At 61.4% G+C, this 22,037-nt stretch carries 22 protein-coding genes; 7 read left to right on the forward strand and 15 right to left on the reverse strand.

The features are described from left to right. Positions 1 to 125 precede the first annotated feature (125 nt). From EJD88_RS04035 to EJD88_RS04045, 3 genes are all read left to right on the forward strand, one after another. Complete coding sequence (locus EJD88_RS04035) at positions 126 to 713, forward strand: UPF0149 family protein (protein WP_158876900.1); 588 nt, start codon at positions 126 to 128, stop codon at positions 711 to 713. Between the two features lie 20 nt (positions 714 to 733). Further along, on the forward strand, positions 734 to 1,117 hold the full coding sequence (locus tag EJD88_RS04040; protein ID WP_099584094.1) for a YbaN family protein: 384 nt from the start codon (positions 734 to 736) through the stop codon (positions 1,115 to 1,117). 120 nt (positions 1,118 to 1,237) lie between these two features. Further along, positions 1,238 to 4,708: a PAS domain-containing hybrid sensor histidine kinase/response regulator gene (locus EJD88_RS04045; protein WP_099584093.1), complete on the forward strand. Its 3,471-nt coding sequence runs from the start codon at positions 1,238 to 1,240 to the stop codon at positions 4,706 to 4,708. 62 nt (positions 4,709 to 4,770) lie between these two features. On the opposite strand, the gene rmuC is transcribed toward EJD88_RS04045, so the two are convergent. Together rmuC and EJD88_RS04055 are read right to left on the reverse strand one after the other, a co-directional pair. Then, positions 4,771 to 6,249, reverse strand: a complete 1,479-nt coding sequence (rmuC, locus tag EJD88_RS04050; RefSeq protein ID WP_099584092.1) for a DNA recombination protein RmuC — start codon at positions 6,247 to 6,249, stop codon at positions 4,771 to 4,773. Between the two features lie 61 nt (positions 6,250 to 6,310). After that, on the reverse strand, positions 6,311 to 6,634 hold the full coding sequence (locus tag EJD88_RS04055; protein ID WP_099584091.1) for a hypothetical protein: 324 nt from the start codon (positions 6,632 to 6,634) through the stop codon (positions 6,311 to 6,313). A 457-nt stretch (positions 6,635 to 7,091) separates the two neighbouring features. Here EJD88_RS04055 and EJD88_RS04060 point away from each other — a divergent pair, with 457 nt between their 5' ends. From EJD88_RS04060 to EJD88_RS04075, 4 genes are all read left to right on the forward strand, one after another. Continuing rightward, a complete protein-coding gene (locus EJD88_RS04060; protein ID WP_099584090.1) occupies positions 7,092 to 7,397 on the forward strand; it encodes a hypothetical protein in 306 nt (101 codons plus the stop codon). A 444-nt stretch (positions 7,398 to 7,841) separates the two neighbouring features. Then, positions 7,842 to 8,066: a hypothetical protein gene (locus tag EJD88_RS04065; RefSeq protein ID WP_003175353.1), complete on the forward strand. Its 225-nt coding sequence runs from the start codon at positions 7,842 to 7,844 to the stop codon at positions 8,064 to 8,066. Positions 8,067 to 8,347: 281 nt separating this feature from the next. Beyond that, the gene (locus EJD88_RS04070; protein WP_099584089.1) at positions 8,348 to 8,830 is read left to right on the forward strand and encodes a hypothetical protein; all 483 of its coding nucleotides are present in this window, start codon (positions 8,348 to 8,350) and stop codon (positions 8,828 to 8,830) included. A gap of 146 nt (positions 8,831 to 8,976) precedes the next feature. Further along, complete coding sequence (locus EJD88_RS04075) at positions 8,977 to 10,254, forward strand: OmpP1/FadL family transporter (RefSeq protein WP_099584088.1); 1,278 nt, start codon at positions 8,977 to 8,979, stop codon at positions 10,252 to 10,254. A gap of 65 nt (positions 10,255 to 10,319) precedes the next feature. Here EJD88_RS04075 and EJD88_RS04080 read toward each other — a convergent pair whose 3' ends face one another. The 13 genes from EJD88_RS04080 to cobO form a co-directional block, all read right to left on the reverse strand. Then, on the reverse strand, positions 10,320 to 10,871 hold the full coding sequence (locus tag EJD88_RS04080) for a glutathione peroxidase (RefSeq protein WP_099584087.1): 552 nt from the start codon (positions 10,869 to 10,871) through the stop codon (positions 10,320 to 10,322). Positions 10,872 to 11,022: 151 nt separating this feature from the next. Next, positions 11,023 to 12,222 (reverse strand): MFS transporter, encoded by a 1,200-nt coding sequence (locus tag EJD88_RS04085; RefSeq protein WP_160385062.1) that lies wholly within the window; start codon positions 12,220 to 12,222, stop codon positions 11,023 to 11,025. Between the two features lie 63 nt (positions 12,223 to 12,285). Continuing rightward, positions 12,286 to 12,690, reverse strand: a complete 405-nt coding sequence (locus EJD88_RS04090) for a MarR family winged helix-turn-helix transcriptional regulator (RefSeq protein WP_099584085.1) — start codon at positions 12,688 to 12,690, stop codon at positions 12,286 to 12,288. A gap of 42 nt (positions 12,691 to 12,732) precedes the next feature. After that, complete coding sequence (locus EJD88_RS04095; protein ID WP_099584084.1) at positions 12,733 to 13,461, reverse strand: adenosylcobinamide-GDP ribazoletransferase; 729 nt, start codon at positions 13,459 to 13,461, stop codon at positions 12,733 to 12,735. Positions 13,462 to 13,463: 2 nt separating this feature from the next. Then, positions 13,464 to 14,039, reverse strand: coding sequence for an alpha-ribazole phosphatase family protein (gene cobC, locus EJD88_RS04100; protein WP_158876902.1), 576 nt, complete (start codon positions 14,037 to 14,039; stop codon positions 13,464 to 13,466). After that, positions 14,036 to 15,091 carry a nicotinate-nucleotide--dimethylbenzimidazole phosphoribosyltransferase gene (gene cobT, locus EJD88_RS04105; RefSeq protein ID WP_158876904.1) on the reverse strand — a complete coding sequence of 352 codons (1,056 nt, stop codon included), beginning with the start codon at positions 15,089 to 15,091 and terminating at the stop codon, positions 14,036 to 14,038. Before cobT ends, cobC begins: the two co-directional genes overlap by 4 nt. Then, positions 15,088 to 15,609: a bifunctional adenosylcobinamide kinase/adenosylcobinamide-phosphate guanylyltransferase gene (cobU, locus tag EJD88_RS04110; protein WP_158876906.1), complete on the reverse strand. Its 522-nt coding sequence runs from the start codon at positions 15,607 to 15,609 to the stop codon at positions 15,088 to 15,090. The genes cobT and cobU overlap by 4 nt, the downstream gene beginning before the upstream one ends. Before the next feature lie 415 nt (positions 15,610 to 16,024). Then, positions 16,025 to 17,476, reverse strand: a complete 1,452-nt coding sequence (locus tag EJD88_RS04115; protein ID WP_099584080.1) for a cobyric acid synthase — start codon at positions 17,474 to 17,476, stop codon at positions 16,025 to 16,027. Further along, entirely contained in the window at positions 17,473 to 18,462 is a 990-nt protein-coding gene (gene cobD / locus EJD88_RS04120) for a threonine-phosphate decarboxylase CobD (protein WP_112196388.1), read from the reverse strand. The genes EJD88_RS04115 and cobD overlap by 4 nt, the downstream gene beginning before the upstream one ends. Beyond that, positions 18,455 to 19,363 carry an adenosylcobinamide-phosphate synthase CbiB gene (gene cbiB / locus EJD88_RS04125; RefSeq protein ID WP_158876908.1) on the reverse strand — a complete coding sequence of 303 codons (909 nt, stop codon included), beginning with the start codon at positions 19,361 to 19,363 and terminating at the stop codon, positions 18,455 to 18,457. Before cbiB ends, cobD begins: the two co-directional genes overlap by 8 nt. Further along, positions 19,360 to 20,010, reverse strand: a complete 651-nt coding sequence (gene bluB, locus EJD88_RS04130) for a 5,6-dimethylbenzimidazole synthase (protein WP_158876910.1) — start codon at positions 20,008 to 20,010, stop codon at positions 19,360 to 19,362. The genes cbiB and bluB overlap by 4 nt, the downstream gene beginning before the upstream one ends. Further along, positions 20,007 to 21,371: a cobyrinate a,c-diamide synthase gene (locus EJD88_RS04135; RefSeq protein WP_256673702.1), complete on the reverse strand. Its 1,365-nt coding sequence runs from the start codon at positions 21,369 to 21,371 to the stop codon at positions 20,007 to 20,009. The genes bluB and EJD88_RS04135 overlap by 4 nt, the downstream gene beginning before the upstream one ends. Continuing rightward, positions 21,368 to 21,979, reverse strand: coding sequence for a cob(I)yrinic acid a,c-diamide adenosyltransferase (gene cobO, locus EJD88_RS04140; protein ID WP_158876912.1), 612 nt, complete (start codon positions 21,977 to 21,979; stop codon positions 21,368 to 21,370). Before cobO ends, EJD88_RS04135 begins: the two co-directional genes overlap by 4 nt. Positions 21,980 to 22,037 lie beyond the last annotated feature (58 nt).

A 22,037-nucleotide genomic window follows, 5' to 3' on the forward strand; every position in this document is an offset into this window, starting at 1 on the left:
CGGCAAAGGGCGCCGCTGACGAATTGCAGCCCGTCTCTAAAACCTGGCAAATGTGCACGCCGACTGGCTTGGGCGCGCAAGAAAGCCTAGAATTCAGCATCGTTTATTCCCAAGGTAATTCTTCAATGTCCTTCGCTGAGCAACTAACCCGCCTGCAAGCCTTCCTCGACGCCGATGAGCTGCATGACGAGGCGCTGGACTACGTGGCCGCCCACGGCTACCTGACCGCCCTGTCGATCTGCGCCGAGGTCGTTCCCGACCGTGAATGGATCGATGCGCTGTTCGCCGAAGAGCCGCATTACGAAAACGACGCCCATCACGAAGAAATCGAATCCACCCTGCTGGCCCTCAAGGCCCACATCGCTCGCCAACTGGCGTCTGATGAAGAGTTCGAGCTGCCTTGCGAACTGGACCTGGGCGACGACCCGGACGACTCCGACCTGCGCGGCTGGTGCATCGGCTTCATGGAAGGCGTATTCCTGCGTGAAGCCGCCTGGTTCGAAACCGCCGAGGAAGAAGTCAGCGAAATGCTCCTGCCGATCATGGTGGGTTCGGGGCTGTTTGAAGAAGAAGCTGAATTTTCGGACATTGCCGCCGACGCCAACCTGATGGACGACATGATCGTCCAGATCCCGGAAGCCCTGACCGCCCTGTACCTGCTGTGCAACGCCCCTGACGAAAAACCGGCGATCCTCAAGCCACGTCACCACTGAGTCCCTTGCCCGTGACACCCATGGGCAATCGCTCGCTGCTCCTGCGCTACGTGCTGCTGGCTATCGGCTGGCTGAGCGTAGCGCTGGGGGTGATCGGCATTTTCCTACCGGTATTGCCGACCACGCCCTTTCTGCTGCTCGCCGCCGCCTGCTTCGCCCGAAGCTCCCCACGTTTCTACCACTGGCTGGTGCAACACCCGCGCCTGGGCCCGTGGATTCGAGATTATCTGGACGGCAACGGCATCCCGCTCAAAGGCAAGGTCTACGCCATCGGCTTGATGTGGCTGAGCATCGGCCTGTCCTGCTACCTGGTGCCACTGCCATGGGCACGCGGGTTCATGCTGACCAGCGCGGTATTGGTGACGATCTACATCCTGCGTCAGAAAACCCTGCCCCCACGCTAAACGCCACCCTGCGACATTAGATCCCACACGACCTTGGTCGACACTGACTAACCCCAGCCATCATGCGAGACTGTCCAACCGGGCCTGGAATGCCTGGGTGTTCCTATGCTCGGAGTTACCATGACGCTGTCCAGCGGGCTGATCGCCGCCGTTGCCCTGGCCTATATGGCCATTATGTTTGCCATCGCCTTCTACGGTGACCGCCGCCGTGCGCCTTTGCCGCCGCGCGTGCGCGCCTGGGTGTACAGCCTGTCGCTCGCGGTGTATTGCACCAGTTGGACCTTCTTCGGCGCCGTAGGCCAGGCCGCCGAGCAGTTGTGGGCGTTTTTACCGATCTACCTCGGACCGGTGTTGTTGCTGGTGTTGGCACCCTGGGTGCTGCAGAAGATGATTCTGATCAGCAAGCAGGAAAACATCACCTCCATCGCAGACTTTATCGCCGCACGCTACGGCAAGTCCCAGTCCCTGGCCGTGGTGGTCGCGTTGATTTGCCTGGTCGGCGTGCTGCCCTACATCGCCCTGCAACTCAAAGGCATCGTGCTGGGGGTGAACCTGCTGATCGGCGCTGGCGCCGACACCACCGGCACGCGGGCCCAGGACACGGCGCTGATCGTGTCGCTGGTGTTGGCGCTGTTCACCATTGTGTTTGGCACGCGCAACCTCGACGCCACGGAGCACCACCGTGGCATGGTGCTGGCGATTGCGTTTGAATCCCTGGTCAAGCTGTTCGCGTTTCTCGCAGTGGGCGCGTTTGTGACCTACGGCCTCTATGACGGTTTCGGCGACCTGTTCAGCCAGGCAATGCTCGCGCCACGCCTGGAGGAATACTGGAAGGAAACCGTCAACTGGCCGTCGATGGTGGTGCAGACCGGCGTGGCGATGATGGCGATCATCTGCTTGCCGCGACAGTTTCATGTGACCGTCGTCGAGAACATCGACCCACAGGACTTGCGCGTCGCCAAATGGGTATTCCCGGCGTATCTGATCCTTGCCGCGCTGTTCGTGATCCCCATCGCCCTCGGCGGCAAAATGCTGCTGCCGGGCTCGGTGTTGCCGGATTCCTATGTGATCAGCCTGCCCATGGCCGAAGCCCATCCGGCGCTGGCGGTGCTGGCATTTATCGGCGGCGCCTCGGCGGCCACCGGCATGGTGATTGTAGCGAGCATTGCCTTGTCGACCATGGTTTCCAACGACATGTTGCTACCGTGGCTGTTGCGCCGCTCCAGCGCCGAGCGGCCGTTCGAGGTGTTCCGCCACTGGATGCTCTCGGTGCGCCGGGTCAGCATTGTGATCATTCTACTGCTGGCTTACGTGAGCTACCGTTTGCTGGGTTCTACGGCGAGCCTGGCGACTATCGGTCAGATCGCGTTTGCCGCCGTGACCCAGCTCGCCCCGGCCATGCTCGGCGCACTGTATTGGAAACAGGCCAACCGGCGCGGGGTGTTTGCCGGGTTGGCGGCGGGCACATTCCTGTGGTTCTACACCTTGGTCCTACCCGTAACGGCGAAAAGCCTGGGCTGGTCCCTCAGCCTTTTCCCCGGCCTTACGTGGATGCATTCCCACCCACTGGGGTTGTCCGTCACGCCCCTCACCCTGGGCACCGTGTTCTCCCTGGCGGGCAACTTCACCTTGTTTGTGTGGGTGTCGATGCTGTCGCGCACGCGGGTGTCGGAGCACTGGCAAGCCGGGCGTTTTATCGGTCAAGAGATCAGCCAGCGTGCCAATGCCCGTTCGATGCTGTCGGTACAGATCAGCGACCTGCTGAGCCTGGCGGCGCGTTTTGTCGGTGAAGAACGGGCACAGCAAAGTTTTATCCGCTTCGCCTATCGCCAGGGCAAAGGCTTTAACCCCAATCAGAATGCCGATAACGACTGGATCGCCCATACCGAGCGCCTGCTGGCCGGTGTGCTCGGTGCCTCTTCGACTCGCGCGGTAGTAAAAGCTGCGATTGAAGGGCGGGAAATGCAACTGGAGGACGTAGTACGCATCGCCGATGAAGCGTCGGAAGTCCTGCAGTTCAACCGTGCGCTGCTGCAGGGCGCCATCGAGAACATCACCCAGGGCATCAGCGTGGTCGACCAATCGCTCAAGCTGGTAGCCTGGAACCGGCGCTACCTGGAACTGTTCAACTACCCTGACGGGTTGATCAGCGTGGGCCGGCCTATCGCCGACATCATCCGCTACAACGCCGAGCGCGGCCTGTGTGGCCCCGGCGAGGCTGAAGTGCATGTGGCGCGACGCCTGCACTGGATGCGCCAGGGCCGCGCGCACACCTCCGAGCGCTTGTTCCCGAATGGACGGGTGATCGAGCTGATCGGCAACCCGATGCCCGGCGGTGGGTTTGTCATGAGTTTCACCGACATCACCGCGTTCCGCGAAGCCGAGCAGGCCCTCACTGAAGCCAACGAAGGCCTGGAGCAGCGGGTGACCGAGCGCACCCATGAACTGTCGCAGCTGAATGTGGCGCTCACCGATGCCAAAGGCGTGGCCGAATCCGCCAGCCAGTCGAAGACACGCTTTCTCGCGGCCGTCAGTCATGACCTGATGCAACCCTTGAACGCCGCACGCCTGTTCTCCGCCGCTCTCTCCCACCAGAACGACGGCCTGTCCACTGAAGCCCGGCAACTGGTGCAACACCTGGACAGCTCGCTGCGCTCGGCTGAAGACCTGATCAGCGACCTGCTGGATATCTCGCGCCTGGAAAACGGCAAGATCAACCCACAGCGCCAGCCCTTTGTGCTCAACGAACTCTTCGACACCCTGGGCGCGGAATTCAAGGCGCTGGCCCAGGAGCAGGGTTTGCGTTTCCGCCTGCGCGGCAGTCGCCTGCGGGTCGACAGCGACATCAAGCTGCTGCGACGGATCCTGCAGAATTTCCTGACCAACGCTTTCCGTTACGCCGATGGCCCGGTGCTGCTTGGCGTACGCCGGCGCAAGGGTGGGTTGTGCCTGGAAGTGTGGGACAGAGGCCCCGGCATTCCGCAGGATAAACAGAAGGTGATCTTTGAAGAATTCAAGCGTCTGGACAGCCACCAGACCCGCGCCGAAAAAGGCCTGGGCCTGGGTCTGGCAATCGCCGACGGCCTGTGCCGCGTGCTGGGCCATCGCCTGAGCGTGCGCTCGTGGCCAGGCAAAGGCAGCGTATTCAGCGTGCGCGTGCCGCTGGCGCGCAACCAGGCCAGCCCGCAGCCCAAGCCGACAGCGGAAAACGGCCAACCCTTGAGCGGCGCGCAGGTGCTGTGCGTGGATAATGAAGAGAGCATCCTGATCGGCATGCGCAGCCTGCTGACGCGCTGGGGCTGCGAGGTGTGGACCGCCACCGACCAGGCGCAATGCGCGGCATTGTTGGCTGAAGGGGTGCGGCCGCAACTGGCGCTGGTGGATTACCACCTGGACCATGGCGAGACCGGTACGCAATTGATGGGTTGGCTGCGCGCGCAATTGGCGGAGCCGATTCCCGGCGTGGTCATCAGTGCCGATGGCCGCCCGGAGATGCTGGCCGAGGTGCATGCGGCGGGGTTGGATTACCTCGCCAAGCCGGTGAAGCCTGCGGCGTTACGGGCGTTGTTGAGTCGGCATTTGCCCTTATAGGCTGTGTGTACTCAATCAAAATGTGGGAGGGGGCTTGCTCCCTCCCATACTTCGATCTGCGTTTACTCGGGGACGTGCGCTACTCCATCTGAATCGGTCATCGCCCGCTCCAACAGATCGGCCGGCAGGCTTTTACTCGCGCGAGCGCCGAGCAACCGCAATTGCTCGGTACGACTGACCAGATTTCCGCGCCCATCTGTCAGCTTGTTTCGCGCCGCGCTGTAAGCCTTATCCAACTGCTGCAGACGGTTGCCCACTTCGTCCAGATCCTGAATAAACAGCACAAACTTGTCATACAGCCAACCCGCACGCTCGGCGATTTCACGGGCGTTCTGGCTTTGGCGTTCCTGCTTCCACAAGCTGTCGATCACCCGCAGCGTAGCGAGCAATGTGGTGGGGCTGACGATCACGATATGGCGGTCGAAGGCCTCCTGAAACAGATTCGGCTCGGCCTGCAACGCGGCGGAAAATGCCGCTTCGATCGGCACGAACAGCAACACAAAATCCAGGCTGTGCAAACCTTCCAGGCGTTTGTAATCCTTGCCGGCCAAGCCTTTGACGTGATTGCGCAGCGACAGTACGTGCTGCTTCAGTGCCGCCTGGCCGATCACTTCATCATCGGCCGCGACGTACTGCTGATAAGCCGTCAGGCTGACCTTGGAGTCCACCACCACCTGCTTGTCGCCGGGCAACATGATCAGCACATCCGGCTGGAAGCGCTCGCCGTCCGGCCCTTTGAGGCTGACCTGGGTCTGGTATTCGCGGCCCTTTTCGAGACCTGCATGTTCCAACACCCGCTCAAGGATCAGTTCGCCCCAGTTGCCCTGGGTTTTCTGGCCCTTGAGGGCGCGGGTGAGGTTGGTGGCTTCGTCTGACAGGCGCAGGTTCAGTTGCTGTAGGCGCTCAAGCTCCTTCGCCAAGGAAAAACGCTCACGGGCCTCGTTCTGATAGCTCTCTTCCACGCGCTTTTCAAACGACTGGATGCGCTCTTTCAACGGGTCGAGCAGCTGGCCCAGGCGTTCCTGACTGGTTTCGGCAAAACGCTGTTCACGTTCGTCGAAGATTTTGCCGGCCAACTCGGCGAACTGTGCGCGCAGCTCATCCCGCGAGCCTTGCAGGTCAGTGAGGCGCTGTTGATGGCTGTCCTGCTGCTCGCGCAGCTCAGCGCGCAAGCCGGCCGCCAGGGCGTCGAGGCGGCGCAATTCGGTGTCCTTCGCGCTGCGGTCGAGGTTCCAGGCGTGGGCGGCGTCGCGGGCGTTGTCACGGTCGATCTGCAACAGCTCGACTTCACGGCGCACGGCGGCAAGGTCGGCTTGCTTGGCGGCGTTGGCTTGGCTCAGGTCGCTGATTTCATCGCGACTGGCATCCAGTTGGGCGGCGAGCCCCTCCTGCGCCAGTTGCGCGTTGGCCAAGCGCTCTTCGAGCAGTTCCCAGCCGGTGGTGCGCGCGCTCAACCGCCGCTGGATCTGCCAGCACACGGCCAATAAAGGCACTGCAGCGCCAGCAACGCCCAAGGCGATACTGGTCCAGTCAAAAGCCATAGCCATTTCTGCCATCACCGAAAAAGAGCAAGGTTAACCAAGCATAGGGCGCGAAGACAGCTCAGTCTTCGACCTGGCCCAGTTCGCGTTGGGCGCGACGGTCACCGGCACGGGCTGCCAGGCGCAGCAGGTCGTGGCCGATGCGGCGGTCGCGGGCGTTGCCGCACTCACGGCACATCAATTGGCCGAGGCGGCTCTGCGCGGCGACCACGCCTTCACGGGCCGGCTGCTTGAGCAAGCGCCCGGCGAAATGTTTGACGTTGTTGCTGTGTCCCAGGCGCGGGCTGTCGAGCAACCACAGGGCAACCTTCAAGGAGAAGCGCTTGGGTGCGGTAACAGTCTGTGGGGTATCGGTAACAGGAGTTGATACTGAGCGAAACTTCATAAAGCACTGTGGGGCAGAACAGAAGGCGCGCCACTCTACTCTTTTTTTCGTACAGGTAAAGCTGAAAAAACCGTGCACGCCCGTTCTAGAGCAAGCGCTCGGGACAATCCACAGAAGCTGTGGATAACTCAGTGGACAACCCACCTTTAACTCGCGCAAAGGCCCATGGAACGGGGCTCGCAGTCAAACTGACGATTTTTTCACCAATAAAAAAAAGCCAGATTTTTCATTGACTTAAATTTCCATTGCAGGCAAATGCCGGCCCGGCGACGCAGTTGACAGCTAGGTTACACACCTCGCAACTAATGTGCACAAGTACCGATCCGATGGTTATATCCCCGGCTTTTTTTGAAGCGACTGACTTCAAAAATGTTACCGCCGCCGCAAAACGGGGACTTTTCAAATCCATACCGGCTCGCCACACTGCCCGACGGGCAACGCAACGCTGGGTAGGTCGATGAAAGGAATTCTGTTATTCGCCGTGTGGTTACTGGCCATCTGCGCCATCTCATTGGGGATCAATGTCGCGCTGCCATCCCCGGATGGGGCGCTGTTTGCCATCGCTATCCTGCTGTCGGCCGCTTTCACGGCCGTAAGCCTGTGCATCGAGTTGGGTGAAGGCCGCATCAACGATATGGCCGATGTGATGAAGGCGGTCGAGACCGGCCAATCACTGCGTCTGACCCTTGCCGCGTACGGGCTGGGCTGCTCGATGGCGGCGGCCGTCACCGTATTGGTCTACCGCAGCCTACTGGGCAGCTGATTGAAGTTTTTTGGCTAACACACTTCCCTTACCTGTTTCAATCCGTTACTATTCGCGGCGTTAGTACCAAGCTGAAAGTCAATTCTGGTCGAACAACTCCCCTGAACAACACGGGATCGACCACCTCGATGGTTTCCAGGTATCACTTGCGACGACACTGCCTTTGAACAAGCAAAGGGTGTTGCGAAGTTTCCATACTCTGACCGAACCAACCTGCAAATTGATCAGGATCTTCACCCTGGGCCCAGAACCTTTGCCCCTGTTGTGTTGCCTGCCCTCCTAAGTACCTACCTGCCAGCCCAAGCGCGCCTAACTTATTAGCGCTTCAAACTGGCTGCTTTGTTCCAGTCGGGTTCTTCGTTTGATCAATGGTGATCAACGTTACTGGAACGTTTTAACGTTGCACGGTTCTTAATCCGTGTCATTTGTAGGAACACCAATAATATGAACGCTCAAATCCATACTCAGGATGCCATTCGCACCCTCACCAATGCTTTTGCTCCAATGAACTGCCTGATCATGGCCGCTCGCAAAGGCTGCTTCAGCTTCACCCTGGTCAACGAACACGGCATCGCTCGTCACAGCGAACGCCTGTACCCCGATCAATACTCCAGCGCAGAACCGCTGCAGGCCGTGATCGAGCGTACCCGTCAGGCACTGGTTGCCTGATCGACCCGAGTCGCTGAAACACAAAAAACCCTGTTTAAAACACAGGGTTTTTTATTGCCCGCGATTTGAGTTTTGCGGAGATTCACTAAGTTCAAATCGATATAAACGTTATAACTGGATGAATAAGATGTTTTAAAAACAGTCCTTTACATCACGAATATGACACTACACTTCAACTCAAGCGGCATGATCCGCTTGCGGCGAGCCTGAGATCCGATCCACTGCTGCCAAGCCCCCTCCTTCTCAGGCCTCGCCCACCACTTTCACGGATTGAGGCTTGTATGGGTATCGCTGCCAGTGAATTGTGTCGTTATGTAATCCGGCCGACGTTGATGTACCTCGGCCGGGAAAGTCCTACGGCTGAGTCCCTGTTGCTGGGTATTGCGGCCAGCCAGTCGGAATTGGGTTCAGCCTTGCACGATCGACGCGGCCACGGCCTGTACAGCATCACCGAACCCCGCCATCGCGCCTTGTGGGACACCTATCTGGCGCTCGATCCGGAACGTGCCAGCCTGGTACGCGGTTTGGCCAGCCAACATGCCTTCCTCAGCGCGCCCCAGTTGGAGCTCACCGTCAACCTGCGTTATGCCACGGCAATCGCCTGGCTCCTGGTCGAACAACACAGCCCCGCACTGCCGGCGGCCGGTGATGTTTTAGCCATGGCACGTATCTGGAAAGAAATATTTCATCCGCAGGGAAGGCTGCGCGATTTCACTCAAACCTGGCAAACCTGTGTTTCACCCATGAATCACGCGGTTTGCTGACCGGGCAATTTGCAAGATTCGCCAAAAACGCTGAATTTTGGTCGGATTGTCCTACAAAACCGCTCTATCTCCTACATTACAGCCTATAGCGCGATGTTAATTTTATTGGTACTTTCCGCAGCGGTGATCACCACGGAGTTCTAATAATGAAAAAAGTAATGCTCAAGACCACACTTAGCCTCGCCGTTGCCATGGCATCCTCCCAACTGTTCGCGAGCGGTTTCGCACTGAACGAACAGAGCGTCAGCGGGATGGGTACGGGTTTCGCAGGTCGCTCATCTTCTGCCGATGATGCAAGCACTGTTTACGGTAACCCTGCCGGTATGTCTCGCCTTAATGGCCAGCAGATTACGGGCGGTGTTGCGGCGATTGATGCCTCGACCAACATCAAGGATACGGGCGGCGCCTCCAGCGGCTCGAACAAAGGTGACATGGTACCGTTCACCGCCGTGCCATTCGGTTTCTACACCAACAAACTTGACGACCAGTGGGCCATCGGCTTCGGTGTGTACGCACCGTTCGGCCTGGTGACCGACTATGAAAGCGGCTTCCAGGGCCGTGGCTTCGGCAGCAAGAGCGAAGTGAAGGTCATGACCTTCCAGCCAACTGTCAGCTACGCGTTCAACGACCGGGTGTCGATTGGCTTTGGTCCGACCATCAACCGGATTTCCGGCGTGCTGGAATCTGACAAGACTTTGTCCCCTGCATTCTCCGATACCAATGTCAAAATCAAGGGCGACGATACCGCGCTGGGCTTCAACGTCGGCGTGCTGGTCCAAGCCACCGATACCACCCGCGTCGGCCTGACCTACCACTCCAAGGTGAAGTACAAGCTCGAAGGTCACACGACCGTCAGCGGCCCGGCTGCCACCCAAGGCTTCCTGCGAAACAACCGTTACGACGCCTCGTTGAAAATCGAAACGCCGGAATCCTACGATCTGTCGGTCACTCAAGACCTGACCGATGCCTGGAAACTCTACGGCGGTGCAACCTGGACCCGTTGGAGCCGCCTGAAAGAAATCACCGTCAACAACGAAGGCGTGACGGGTGCCAACGGCGGCATCCTGGCCCCGAGCCGAATCAGCAGCATCACTGAAGAGCAGAACTGGCACGACACCTGGGCCTACGCCGTGGGTACGTCGTATCAGTTGACCAAGCAGGTCGTGCTGCGTACCGGCCTGACCTTCGACCAGTCACCAACCAACAACACCGACCGTTCGCCACGTATTCCTACTGGCGACCGTACTATCTTCAGTGTTGGCCTGGGCTACAAAGTGATGGATAACATGACGGTAGACCTGGCTTATTCCTACCTCAAGGAAGAAGACGTCAAGATCAACAACACGGCTGCCCCGTCCAGCTACCGCGCCAAATACGAAAACAGTGCCAACGGTTTCGGCCTGGGCATGACCTACACCTTCTAATTCAGACAGGTGTAAAAAAGCCCCGCTCTCCTGCACAGGAGGCGGGGCTTTTTAGTGACCGACGTTCAGGGTTTGGACGCTATCGCCGCCTCAACGGCCTTGATCAGCTCCGGGCTGTCCGGCTTGGTCAGGCTGGAAAAATCGCCGATCACCTTACCCTGGCGATCCACCACATACTTGTAGAAATTCCACTTCGGCGCATTGCTTTGCTGCGCCAACACCTTGAACAGATTCACCGCGTCCGGCCCCTTGACCTTCTGCGGTTCCGTCATGGTGAAGGTTACCCCGTAGTTCACGTAGCAGACCTTAGCGGTCTCCTCGCCGGTCTTGGCTTCCTGCTTGAAGTCATCGGACGGCACGCCGATCACTTCCAACCCTTGATCCTTGTAGCGCTGATACAAGGCTTCGAGACCTTTGAACTGCGGCGCGAACCCACAGAAACTCGCGGTATTGACGATGACCAGAGGTTTACCAGCAAAACGCTGACACAGGTCGATGGACTCCTTGGCGCGCAGTTTTGGCAATTGGCCTTCAAGCAAAGGTGGGCAATCGGCAGCCAACGCCACACCACCAAAAGCCGCCATCAGCACAGGTACAGCCAGCCAGCGCATCTGCATGTCGAAACGTCCTTTCTAGAGTTCAGGGATCGAACTTAACAGATCGACATACCCAGTTGCATCAATGCCAGCCCACCGCGTTGCCAGCCCCACCATGCCAGTATCAGCAGGATCAGCCCCCCAGTGATCAATAAACCCCGTGCTGTCAGGCTCATGCCGCCTCCATTTGCGCCTGTAAACGCGCCACCGGCCGCTCGCGAACCGGCCAATTGAGGGCGGCGGCAAGCAGGCTCAACACAATGGCACCCTGCCAGATCACATCGTAGTTACCGGTTCGATCATAGACCACCCCGCCCAACCAGCCGCCGAGGAACGAACCGATCTGATGGAACAGGAACACGATCCCACCGAGCATCGAAAGATTTCGCACACCAAACAAGGTGGCTACGGTGCCGTTGGTCAGCGGCACGGTGGACAACCACAATAAGCCCATCGCCATGCCGAACAGATAGGCGCTGATTTGCGTCACCGGCGCCCACAGGAACAGCACAATCACCAACGCGCGCAGCAGGTACAACCCGGTCAGCAAGCGCGGCTTGGACATGCGCCCACCCAACCAACCGGCGGTGTAGGTGCCGACGATATTGAACAGGCCAATCAACGCCAGCACCGTGGTGCCCGTGCTGGCCGGCAAGTGCTGATCGACCAGATAGGCCGGCAGGTGCACACCGATAAACACCACCTGGAAACCACAGACGAAAAAGCCAAAGGCCAGCAACCAGAATCCGGAATGTCCGCAGGCTTCGTGCAAGGCCTCGCGCAGGGTTTGCTGCCCGGCCAGCACTGGCAGCGGCCGATCCTTGAGCATGCTGACCAGCGGCAGGATCAACGCGACCATCAGGCCCAGGGCCAGCAGCGCTGCCGACCAGCCCAGCCAACTGATCAAGCCCAAGGTGCCAGGCACCATCGCGAACTGGCCGAACGAACCGGCGGCACTGGCGATGCCCATGGCCATGCTGCGTTTTTCCGGCGCCACGGCACGCCCGACGACGCCCAGAATCACCGAAAACGAGGTGCCGGACAGACCGATACCAATCAGCAGGCCAGCGCTCAGCGAAAGCGACCACGCGGAATCGGACAAGCCCATCAACACGAGGCCCACGGCGTACAGTACCCCGCCGACAAAGACCACTTTGGTCGCGCCGAAACGGTCGGCCAACGCGCCGGCAAATGGCTGCGCCAGGCCCCAGATCAGGTTTTGCAGCGCGATTGCCAAGGCGAAGGTGCCTCGGCCCCAACCGAATTCGCTGCTCATCGGCGCCAGGAACAGGCCGAACCCGTGTCGAACGCCCAGCGACAACGCCAGGATCAGCGCACTCCCTACAAGGATCCAACCACTGGTGCGCCACATCGAGGTCATTTCTTATTCTCCGCTCGCGGGTATATACCCGCTTGTGTTCGAACAAACTCACCTTCAGGCGAGTTCATCCAGCAAGGCCAACAAGGTTTCGCGTTTATCCGCGCCGAGTTGATCGATCAATTTCTGTTGCGCCGCTTCCCAGGCCGGCAAGGCGGCGGCCAGTCGTTCTGCACCGGCGTCGGTCAGCAACACCAAGCGATTGCGCAAATCATTGCCCTCGACCAACTGCACCAGCCCTTCGCACTCCAACACCCGCAAATTACGCCCCAAGGTGCTGCGATCCAGGCCCATGGCATCCGCCAGGCTTGAGATGCTCGGCTGATCGAGACGCTGCAAGTTGCACAGTAAAGAATACTGGGCAACGTTGATCCCGAAGCCGTCGAGGGCGCCGTCGTAATGCCTGCTGACGCCACGGGCGGCACGTCGCAGGTTGGTGCATAAACATTGGGAGGCAAGCATGGAACGTGTATATACCCGCGATTATGGAAATGCAAGAAAGTGTTACAGCGCCAGGCCGACCAGTACGACGACTTCCAGCAGCTCTAACAAGGCCCCAGCAGTGTCACCGGTGGTGCCGCCGAGGCGATTGACCATCAACTGGCGCAGGCCCATGAAGCAGATAGCCGCGAGCAGCACGGCAATCCCACCGCTGAAACCTGCGATAAGAATGCAGGCCAGGCCACTGAGGATCAGCACCTGTTGGCCGACAAGCCGAGGTAAGTGATCCGACAATGCCTGACCCAATCCACCTGCACGTACGTAACGTGTGGTCAGAAACAACGCCAGCATCGACGCCCTCCCGATCAGCGGCGCCAGAATCAGTGCAGCGCCGTTGTGCTGCTCGATCAAGGCTACCAGTGCCGTGAACTTGAGCAGCAACACCAAGCCCAGGGTGACCACCGCAATCGGCCCGCTGCGCGGGTCTTTCATGATGGTAAGGGTGCGCTCACGGTCGCCGAAACCACCGAGCCAGGCGTCCGCGCTGTCCGCGAGGCCGTCCAAGTGCAAGCCGCCGCTGAGCAGCACCCAGGCCGTCAGCAGCAGTGCGGCATGCAGCAACAGCGGCGCGCCCGTCAGCACCGTATTCAGCCCCCACAGCAACAGCCCGAACAGCAACCCGACCACCGGATAAAACAGCAACGAGCGCCCCAGCTCCTGAGGTTGCGGCATACCCGGCAAACGAATCGGCAAACTGCTGAGAAATTGCAGCGCGATCCAGAACGGCAGCATCGTCAGATTCCTTCCTTCAACACGCCATCGGCGCAGACCTGCAAGCTGAACAGGCCACCATGGCCAACTTCGACATTCAGCAATTGCTCGCGAGGCAAACCTCGGGCCTGGGCCAGCAGCAAACGCATCACCCCGCCATGACTGATCAACAGCACCCGCTCACCGGCATAAGCCTGATGCAAGCGTGAGACGGCGCCTAAAACCCGTTCGGAAAAATCCCTGACCGGCTCGCCTTCGGGTGGTGTGAAGCTGTAGGGGTCGGCCCAGAACAGGCCTAGACCTTCGGCGTCGGTTTCCATCAACGCCGCCGCGCTCTGCCCTTCCCAGGCGCCGAAGTGCAACTCTTGCAGGTCCTTTTCCAGACTTACCGGCACCTTCAGCCGCGCCCCCAACTCATCAGCGAACTGCGCGCAGCGTTGCAGCGGCGAACTGACCAGCCGGTCCCAAGGCCCCTGCGCAACCACGGCGGCGCGCATCTGCTCCCAGCCCTTGGCGGTCAGCGCATCGTCCAGGCTACCGCGCAGGCCGCCGCCCAGCTCGGTTTCGCCGTGGCGCAGCAGGTCCAGGTGCAAGGTCATGCCGGACGATCTGCCACGGCCGCCTCGGCAAACGTCGCCATCTGCCCGTGCAGCGCACACGCCAGGCGCAACAACGGCACAGACAATGCGGCGCCGCTGCCTTCGCCCAGCCGCAGGCCCAGTTCCAGCAAAGGCTGTGCATCAAGGCTTTGCAACACATGACGATGGCCGGGCTCGGCGCCACGATGGCCGAACAGCAGCCAGTCGCGGCAGCCCGGATTAAGGCGCGTAGCCACCAGCGCGGCGACCGTGCAGATAAACCCGTCCACCAACACCACCACGCCTTCCTGGGCACACGCCAGATAAGCCCCTACCAACGCGGCAATCTCAAAGCCGCCCAGGTTGAACAGCGTGTCCAGCGCATCACCGCGCTGCGTGGCATGCAACGCCAATGCACGCTCGATCACGGCAACTTTGTGGCTGACACCTGCGGCGTCAAGCCCGGTACCGGGGCCCGTCAGGTCACTGACCTGGCAGTTGAGCAACGCACACGCCAACGCACTGGCGGCGGTGGTGTTGCCGATGCCCATCTCGCCGCCGATAAACAACTGCGCACCGCTTTCACGGGCGCGCAAAACGCTGTCGCGACCCGCTTGCAGCGCCAGTCGGCCTTGGGCACTGGTCATGGCCGGGCCATTGACGAAGTTGGCAGTGCCCGCGCCGAGATTCAAATGACGCACGCCCGGCAGGCTCAGCGACGGGTTGACCGTACCGAGGTCGACCACTTCCAACTGCGCCTCCAACTGCCGCGCCAAGACACTGATCGCCGCGCCACCGGCGACAAAGTTATGCAGCATCTGCCCGGTCACTTCCTGGGGAAACGCCGACACACCTTCGGCAACCACACCATGGTCGCCGGCAAAAATGGCAATCCACAGCTGCTCAACCGCCGGCTTGACCTGCCCCTGCAAGCCGGCCAATTGCACCGCCAGCGCTTCCAACTGGCCTAGGGAACCGGCCGGCTTGGTCAACTGCTGCTGGCGCACCAGGGCCTGTTCGTACGCCGAGGCGTCAATCGTCTTACAAGGGTTGAGCCACCAGGTGTCAGTCATAACGCAGTACCTTTCAAAGTCAGGGGCAGGCCGGCAACGGTCAGGACAACACGCTGACACCGCTCGGCCAAGGCTTGATGCAGCCAACCGGCTTCATCCACATAGCGGCGAGTCAATTCGCCCAGCGGCACGACACCCATTCCGGTCTCGTTGCTGACAAAAATGATTTCCCCCGGCAGCGAAGCCAGGGTTTGCAACAGCTCATCGCGCTCGAACGCCAGGCGCACCGCGTCGTCAAGCATCAGCAGGTTGGTCAGCCACAGGGTCAGGCAATCCACCAACAGGCAGCGGTCGGCGGCGGCATTCTCACGCAGCACGCGCGCCAGCTCGACGGGCTCTTCGATCAAGCCCCAGTCATCAGGACGACGCTCGCGATGCAAGGCAACGCGGGCATTCATCTCGCCATCAAGCGGTTGGCTGGTGGCGATATAAATAACCCGCAACGCACTATCAACTGCAAGCCTCTCAGCCAGTCGGCTCTTACCCGAGCGAGCACCGCCCAAAATCAGCTGAAGCATGAGACACCCCCAATCCACCCACCAAACCACCCACCAACCCACGATGCGAAGCGAGTCGCTCTTGATCTGGCTTTTGATCTGAGATCGCCCCGTAAACCACGCTGGCCGAACGCGGGCTTGAATCCGTGGGTAACCCGGCAGGACGCCGGGTTAGCCGCGCTGGGCCATGGATGGCCCATCGCGGCGGCCCACGGATTCAAGCCTGCGTTCGGGCACACCGAGCCTGAGCGAGGTGCCGAGTGGTGGGGCGAAGGCCTTTTGCTTACTTTTGGCTGGGCCGGCTTCCGGCCTTTCCAAAAGTGAGCCGCTGTAAGAGCGGAACCATAAGCGGCCGTTACCGCAGCAATGGATATGTACACCGAAAGACCGCTATCGGGGGCAAGCCCCCTCCCACATTTGAACCGTGTGTACACCATTAAACCCCACACAGTTTGCGCAACAAATCGGTGTCCAAGTGGTTCTCCACCAGATCCGCCAGGCGCTCGATATCGCGCTCGCGCAGGGCGTGGTAGTCCACCTCCTGCACATCCGGCAACCCGGCCCAACGCAGCAACGCACTGCAGGCCGCCGGGGTCTCGAACAAGCCGTGCAGATACGTGCCGAGAATCTGCCCGTCAGCACTCAAAGCTCCATCACTGCGCCCATCGTCCAGCCTCACTGCCGCATGAGACAACGCATCGCCCGACGTCACCCCCGCATGAATCTCATACCCACTGACCTCTGCATCCTCCAGCACCAAGCGCCCACGCACATTGCGCAGCTGCTTCTCCTCTTCCAGGGTCGTGCTGAACGCCAGTAACCCCAGCCCATCACTAGACCCGGCGCCCCCCTCCAACCCCAGCGGGTCATGCACCTGCTCACCCAACATCTGCAACCCGCCGCAAATCCCCAGCACCTTGCCGCCATAGCGCAAGTGCCGCGCCACGGCCGTATCCCAGCCATTGGCACGCAGATACGCCAAGTCACTGCGCACACTTTTGGAGCCCGGCAAGATAATCAGGTCGGCAGCAGGGATCGCCTGACCCGGCCCGACAAACTGCAAATCCACCTGGGGATGCAGGCGCAACGGGTCAAAGTCGGTGTGATTGCTGATGCGCGGCAATACCGGCACCACCACCTTGAGCACCTGCGCCACTTTGTCGATCTGGCGTTGGTCAATACCGTCTTCGGCTTCCAGGTGCAGGTCCATCACGTAAGGCAACACACCCACCACCGGCTTGCCGGTGCGCGCTTCCAGCCAATCAAGACCCGGTTGCAGCAGCGCGATATCGCCACGAAAGCGGTTGATGATGAAGCCCTTGACCCGTGCCTGTTCACTGGGGGAAAGCAACTCCAGGGTGCCGACCAGATGGGCAAACACACCGCCGCGATTGATGTCGGCGATCAGCAGCACCGGGCAGTCCACCGCTTCGGCGAAGCCCATGTTGGCGATGTCGTTGGCGCGCAGATTGATCTCTGCCGGGGAGCCCGCGCCTTCCACCATCACCACCGGGTAGGCTTGGCTCAAACGTGCGTGGGAGGCGAGCACCGCCTGCATGGCGATGGCTTTGTAGTCGTGATAGGCCACGGCGTTCATGGTGGTCACGGCGCGGCCATGGATGATCACTTGGGAGCCAGTGTCGCTGTTGGGCTTGAGCAGCACCGGGTTCATGTCGGTGTGGGGCGCCAGGTTGGCCGCTTGCGCCTGCACCGCCTGGGCGCGGCCGATCTCGCCGCCTTCGGCCGTCACGGCACTGTTGAGCGCCATGTTCTGGGGTTTGAAGGGCGCCACGGCGATGCCTTGGCGCACCAGCCAGCGGCACAGCGCAGTCACCAGGGTACTTTTACCGGCGTCGGACGTGGTGCCCTGCACCATCAGCGTACTCATGAAGCGTCCTTATAGGCGGCCAGGGCGGCGTCGAGGCGCAACCAATCGGCTTCGGTGTCGGGCAGGCCGAAGCGCAGGCTGCTGTCGTGGACGAACAGCCGCAGCAGGATGCCGCGCTGGGCCATGAATTCGTGCATGCGTTCAGCGTGGGGTGTGATCAGCCATTGGAATAACGCGCAGCCGCCTTGGGGCTGAAAGCTGTGGTGCTCAAGCAGTGTGAACAAACGCTGGCCAGCCTCGACGCAACGCGCCCGCTGGCGTGCATGCCCGGCGGTGTCGCGCAAACACACCTGCCCCAGCACCCGCGTCGGCCCGCTGACGGCCCACGGGCCGACCTGTTCAGCAAGTAACTTGAGCAACTTGCGTTCGGCCAGCACAAAGCCCAGACGCACACCGGCCAGGCCGAAGAACTTGCCGAACGAACGCAACACAATCAGGCCGACCTGATGGGCCTGGCCCGCCAGGCTCAACTCCGGCGTCACGTCCATAAACGCTTCGTCCACCACCAGCCAGCCGCCACGCTGGGCCAGCCGCGTGTGCCAGTCCAGCAGGCGCTGGGGCGTCAGGCTCTGGCCCGTGGGATTGTTGGGGTTGACCACCACCAGAACGTCGAGGCCATCGAGGAAGAAATCGACTTCCTGCTCCTGCACCTCGCGCACCACATACCCGGCGCGGCGCCAGGCTTCGGCATGCTCGGCGTAGCACGGCGACAGCACGCCGACCTTGCCGGACCGGCGCAGGCGCGGCAGCAACTGGATCGCCGCCTGGGAACCGGCCACCGGCAATAAATGCGCGGCACCATAGTATTCGCTGGCGGCCTGCTCCAAGCCGTCGTCCGTCTCTGGCAACCGCGCCCAGGCCCGCAGGGGAATCTCCGGGATCGGCCAGGGCCAGGGCGCGAGGCCGCTGGACAGGTCGAGCCAATCGGCCTCGGGGATCCCGTATTGAATGGACGCCTTGCGCAGTCGGCCACCGTGTTCAAGCATAGAATTGCGCCCCCGCACATAGGATCAGCAGCCATAACCATACGCCGCGCTGCACCAGTTGCCAGCCTCGGTCGATGGAATCGGCATCCGCCGCCGGGCCTTCGCCCAGTTGCGGGCGTTGGTGCACTTCGCCGTGATAGATGGCAGCGCCGCCCAATTCAACACCCAAGGCGCCTGCGCCGGCAGCCATCACAGGCCCGGCGTTGGGGCTGTCCCAGGTCGGACCCTGGGTGCGCCAGCATTTGAGGGCCAGGCGGGTGTTGCCAAGTACGGCGTAGGTCAACGCCACCAGGCGTGCAGGAATGTAGTTGAGCGCGTCGTCGATTTTCGCTGCGGCCCAGCCGAAGCGCTCGAAGCGTTCATTGCGATAGCCCCACATGGCGTCGAGGGTGTTGCTTAGGCGGTAGAGCACCACGCCCGGCACGCCCGCGACGACAAACCAGAAAATCGCGGCGAACACCGCGTCGCTGCCGTTTTCCAGCACCGACTCGGTGGCGGCGCGGGCGACTTCGGTGCGGTCCAACTCGCTGGTCTGGCGGCTCACCAGGTAGCTGACCCGTGTGCGCGCTTCATCCAGGTCATCGCTGCGCAACGCCTGGGCCACCGGGATTACATGTTCGCCGAGGCTGCGCATGCCGAGGGCGCAGTACAGCGCCAGGATCTCCAGCACCCAACCGATATAGGGCGCCCACGAAAACGCGGTGGCCAGCAGGGTCAACGGCACCACGGCGATAAACCACGCGGTCACGCCGTGGCTGCGCCAGCCACGACCACCACTGTTGAAACGCTGCTCGATGCGCCCGGCGAAATTGCCGAACGCCACCAGCGGATGCCAGCGCCTGGGCTCGCCCAACAGCGCATCCAGCGCCACTGCAGCGACACACAGCAAGGCCACACTCATTGACTCACTCCCCACGTATTCTCATACAACATGTCACTCAGCGGACGCGGTTCGGTCCAGCCTTCGAGCTGCAACATCGGTGCCGGATAGAACTCGGCGACCGGCCCCAGGCACAACACGGCCAGGGGTTTGGCGCCGGGCGGCAGGCCCAGCAGATTGGCCAGGGCCTGGGGTTCGAACAACGACACCCAGCCCATGCCCAGGCCTTCCACACGGGCCGCCAGCCACAGGTTCTGGATCGCACAGGACAGCGAAGCCATGTCCATTTCCGGTAAGGTGCGCCGGCCGAAGATATGCCGCTCGCGATCATCCATCAACGCCGCCACCAGTACTTCGGCACAGTCATTGATGCCCTCGACCTTGAGTTTCATAAACTCGTCGGAGCGCTCGCCGAGGGCCTCGGCGGTGCGCACACGTTCTTCTTCGACCAGTTGCTGGATCTCCCCGCGCAGGTGACGGTTGCTGATGCGGATAAAACGCCACGGCTGCATCAGGCCCACACTTGGGGCCTGGTGCGCGGCCTGGAGCAGGCGGTGGAGCAACTCTGGGGCGACGGTGCCGCCGCTGAAATGGCGCATGTCGCGACGCTCGGCGATAGCGCGGTAGACGGCATCGCGGTCGGACTCGGGGAAGGCGTTGTCGGTCATGGCTTCATCGGGTGCAAGTCGAATCGTCGCACCGCCCCTCCCACATTTCGGATGCATTCCCGTGTGAGAGGTGAAAACAATGCGGCCACCGCAAGCGGGTTCGACGGAAAGTAAAAGTGCACGTAGGAAGCCGTCATGCGCCCTTGCCGGTAAACCGCTTCGGCGCCGCGTCCTCCATTGGGGCTCAGGCCGCGAGCAATCGGTTCCCACGCGGTCGTGGTCAACGAATGGTGATAGGTATGCCCGCGCAATGTGCCTTCCGGCAAGTCGACACTTTGCAGGGCCAGTGCCGCCAATTTTTTCTGCATCACCGCATCACCCTGCAACAAGCCAAGCAGTTCGGCGCGGTGGCCATCGACGTCGGTGAGCGAGTCCAGCAGGTAGAGCATGCCGCCGCACTCAGCAAGCAACGGCTTGCCCGCCGCGTGGTGCGCGCGAATGGCGTCGAGCATCGGGGTATTTTCAGACAGCGCCTGGTGGTGCAATTCAGGGTAGCCGCCGGGCAGATAGAGACTGTCGGCGTCAGGCAACGCGCTGTCATGGATCGGCGAGAAAAACGTCAGTTCAGCGCCCATCGCCCGCAACAGGTCGAGGCTGGCGCCGTAGGTAAAGGCGAAGGCTTCGTCGCGGGCCACGGCAATGCGGACACCGGCCAACAGCGGCTCGGCGTCGATCACTTCAGGCGCAGCGAAGGTAACGGGCGGCGGCAAGGCGACTTCGCAACTGCTGCCCAAGGCTTGGGCGGCGGCATCCAGGCGTGCATCGAGGTCATTCAGTTCGCTGGCTTGCACCAGACCCAGATGACGGCTCGGCAGCTCGATTCCGGTCTCGCGGGACAGTGCGCCATACCAGCGCAGGCCTTCGGTGAGACTGCCTTCAAGCAACTGCGCATGGCGCAACGTGCCGACGCGGTTGGCCAGCACGCCGGCGAATGGCAGATCCGGCTGGTAGCGCGCCAGGCCCAGTGCCAGGGCGCCAAAGGTCTGGGCCATGGCGGTGCCATCAATCACGCCCAGCACCGGCACGCCGAAGTGGCGCGCCAGGTCGGCGCTGGAGGGCGTGCCGTCGAACAGGCCCATCACGCCTTCGATCAGGATCAGGTCGGCCTCCCCCGCTGCTTCCCACAGCAGGCGGCGACTTTCCTGTTCACCCACCATCCACATGTCCAATTGATACACCGGTGCACCGCTGGCGCGCTCATGGATCATCGGATCGAGGAAGTCCGGGCCGCATTTGAACACACGCACCTTGCGCCCCAGGTTGCGGTGCAAACGCGCCAGCGCAGCGGTGACGGTGGTTTTGCCCTGGCCGGACGCCGGTGCGGCGATCAATACGGCTGGGCAATGACGGGGCTGATTCAAAGTTCGACGCCCTTCTGTGCCTTGATACCGGCCTGGAATGCGTGCTTGAGCATGCCCATTTCGGTGACGGTGTCGCCCATCTCGATCAGTTCCGGCTTGGCGCCACGGCCGGTGACCACCACGTGTTGCATCGGCGGGCGGGCTTGCAGGTCGCTGAGCACTTGGTCCAGGTCGAGGTAGCCGTGCTTGAGGGCGATGTTCAGTTCGTCCAGCACCACCAGGCCGATGGATGGGTCTTGCAGCAGCTCGCGGGACACCGCCCAGGCTGCTTCGGCGGCGGCGATATCGCGCTGGCGGTCCTGGGTTTCCCAGGTAAAACCTTCGCCCATGACATGGAAGCGCACTTGCTCGGGGAAGCGGCGGAAGAACAACTCCTCACCTGTGCTGTTGCGCCCCTTGATGAACTGCACCACGCCGCACTGCATGCCATGGCCCATGGCGCGGGCGAGCATGCCAAACGCCGAGCTGCTCTTGCCTTTGCCGTTGCCGGTAAGTACCAGCAGCAAGCCGCATTCGTTGGGGGAATTGGCAATGCGCTCGTCGATCACGGCTTTTTTGCGCAGCATGCGCGCCAGGTGGCGTTCGTCGCGGTCGGGGGTATCGGTCATGGCAGCTCTCCGTTGGGGCTGGACAAAAACGGCGGGCAGGAAAAAGAAAAAACAGACA

Origin of the sequence: Pseudomonas sp. PB105 (genome assembly GCF_009764655.1) — a bacterium.
GTDB classification, from domain to species: domain Bacteria; phylum Pseudomonadota; class Gammaproteobacteria; order Pseudomonadales; family Pseudomonadaceae; genus Aquipseudomonas; species Aquipseudomonas cyclaminis.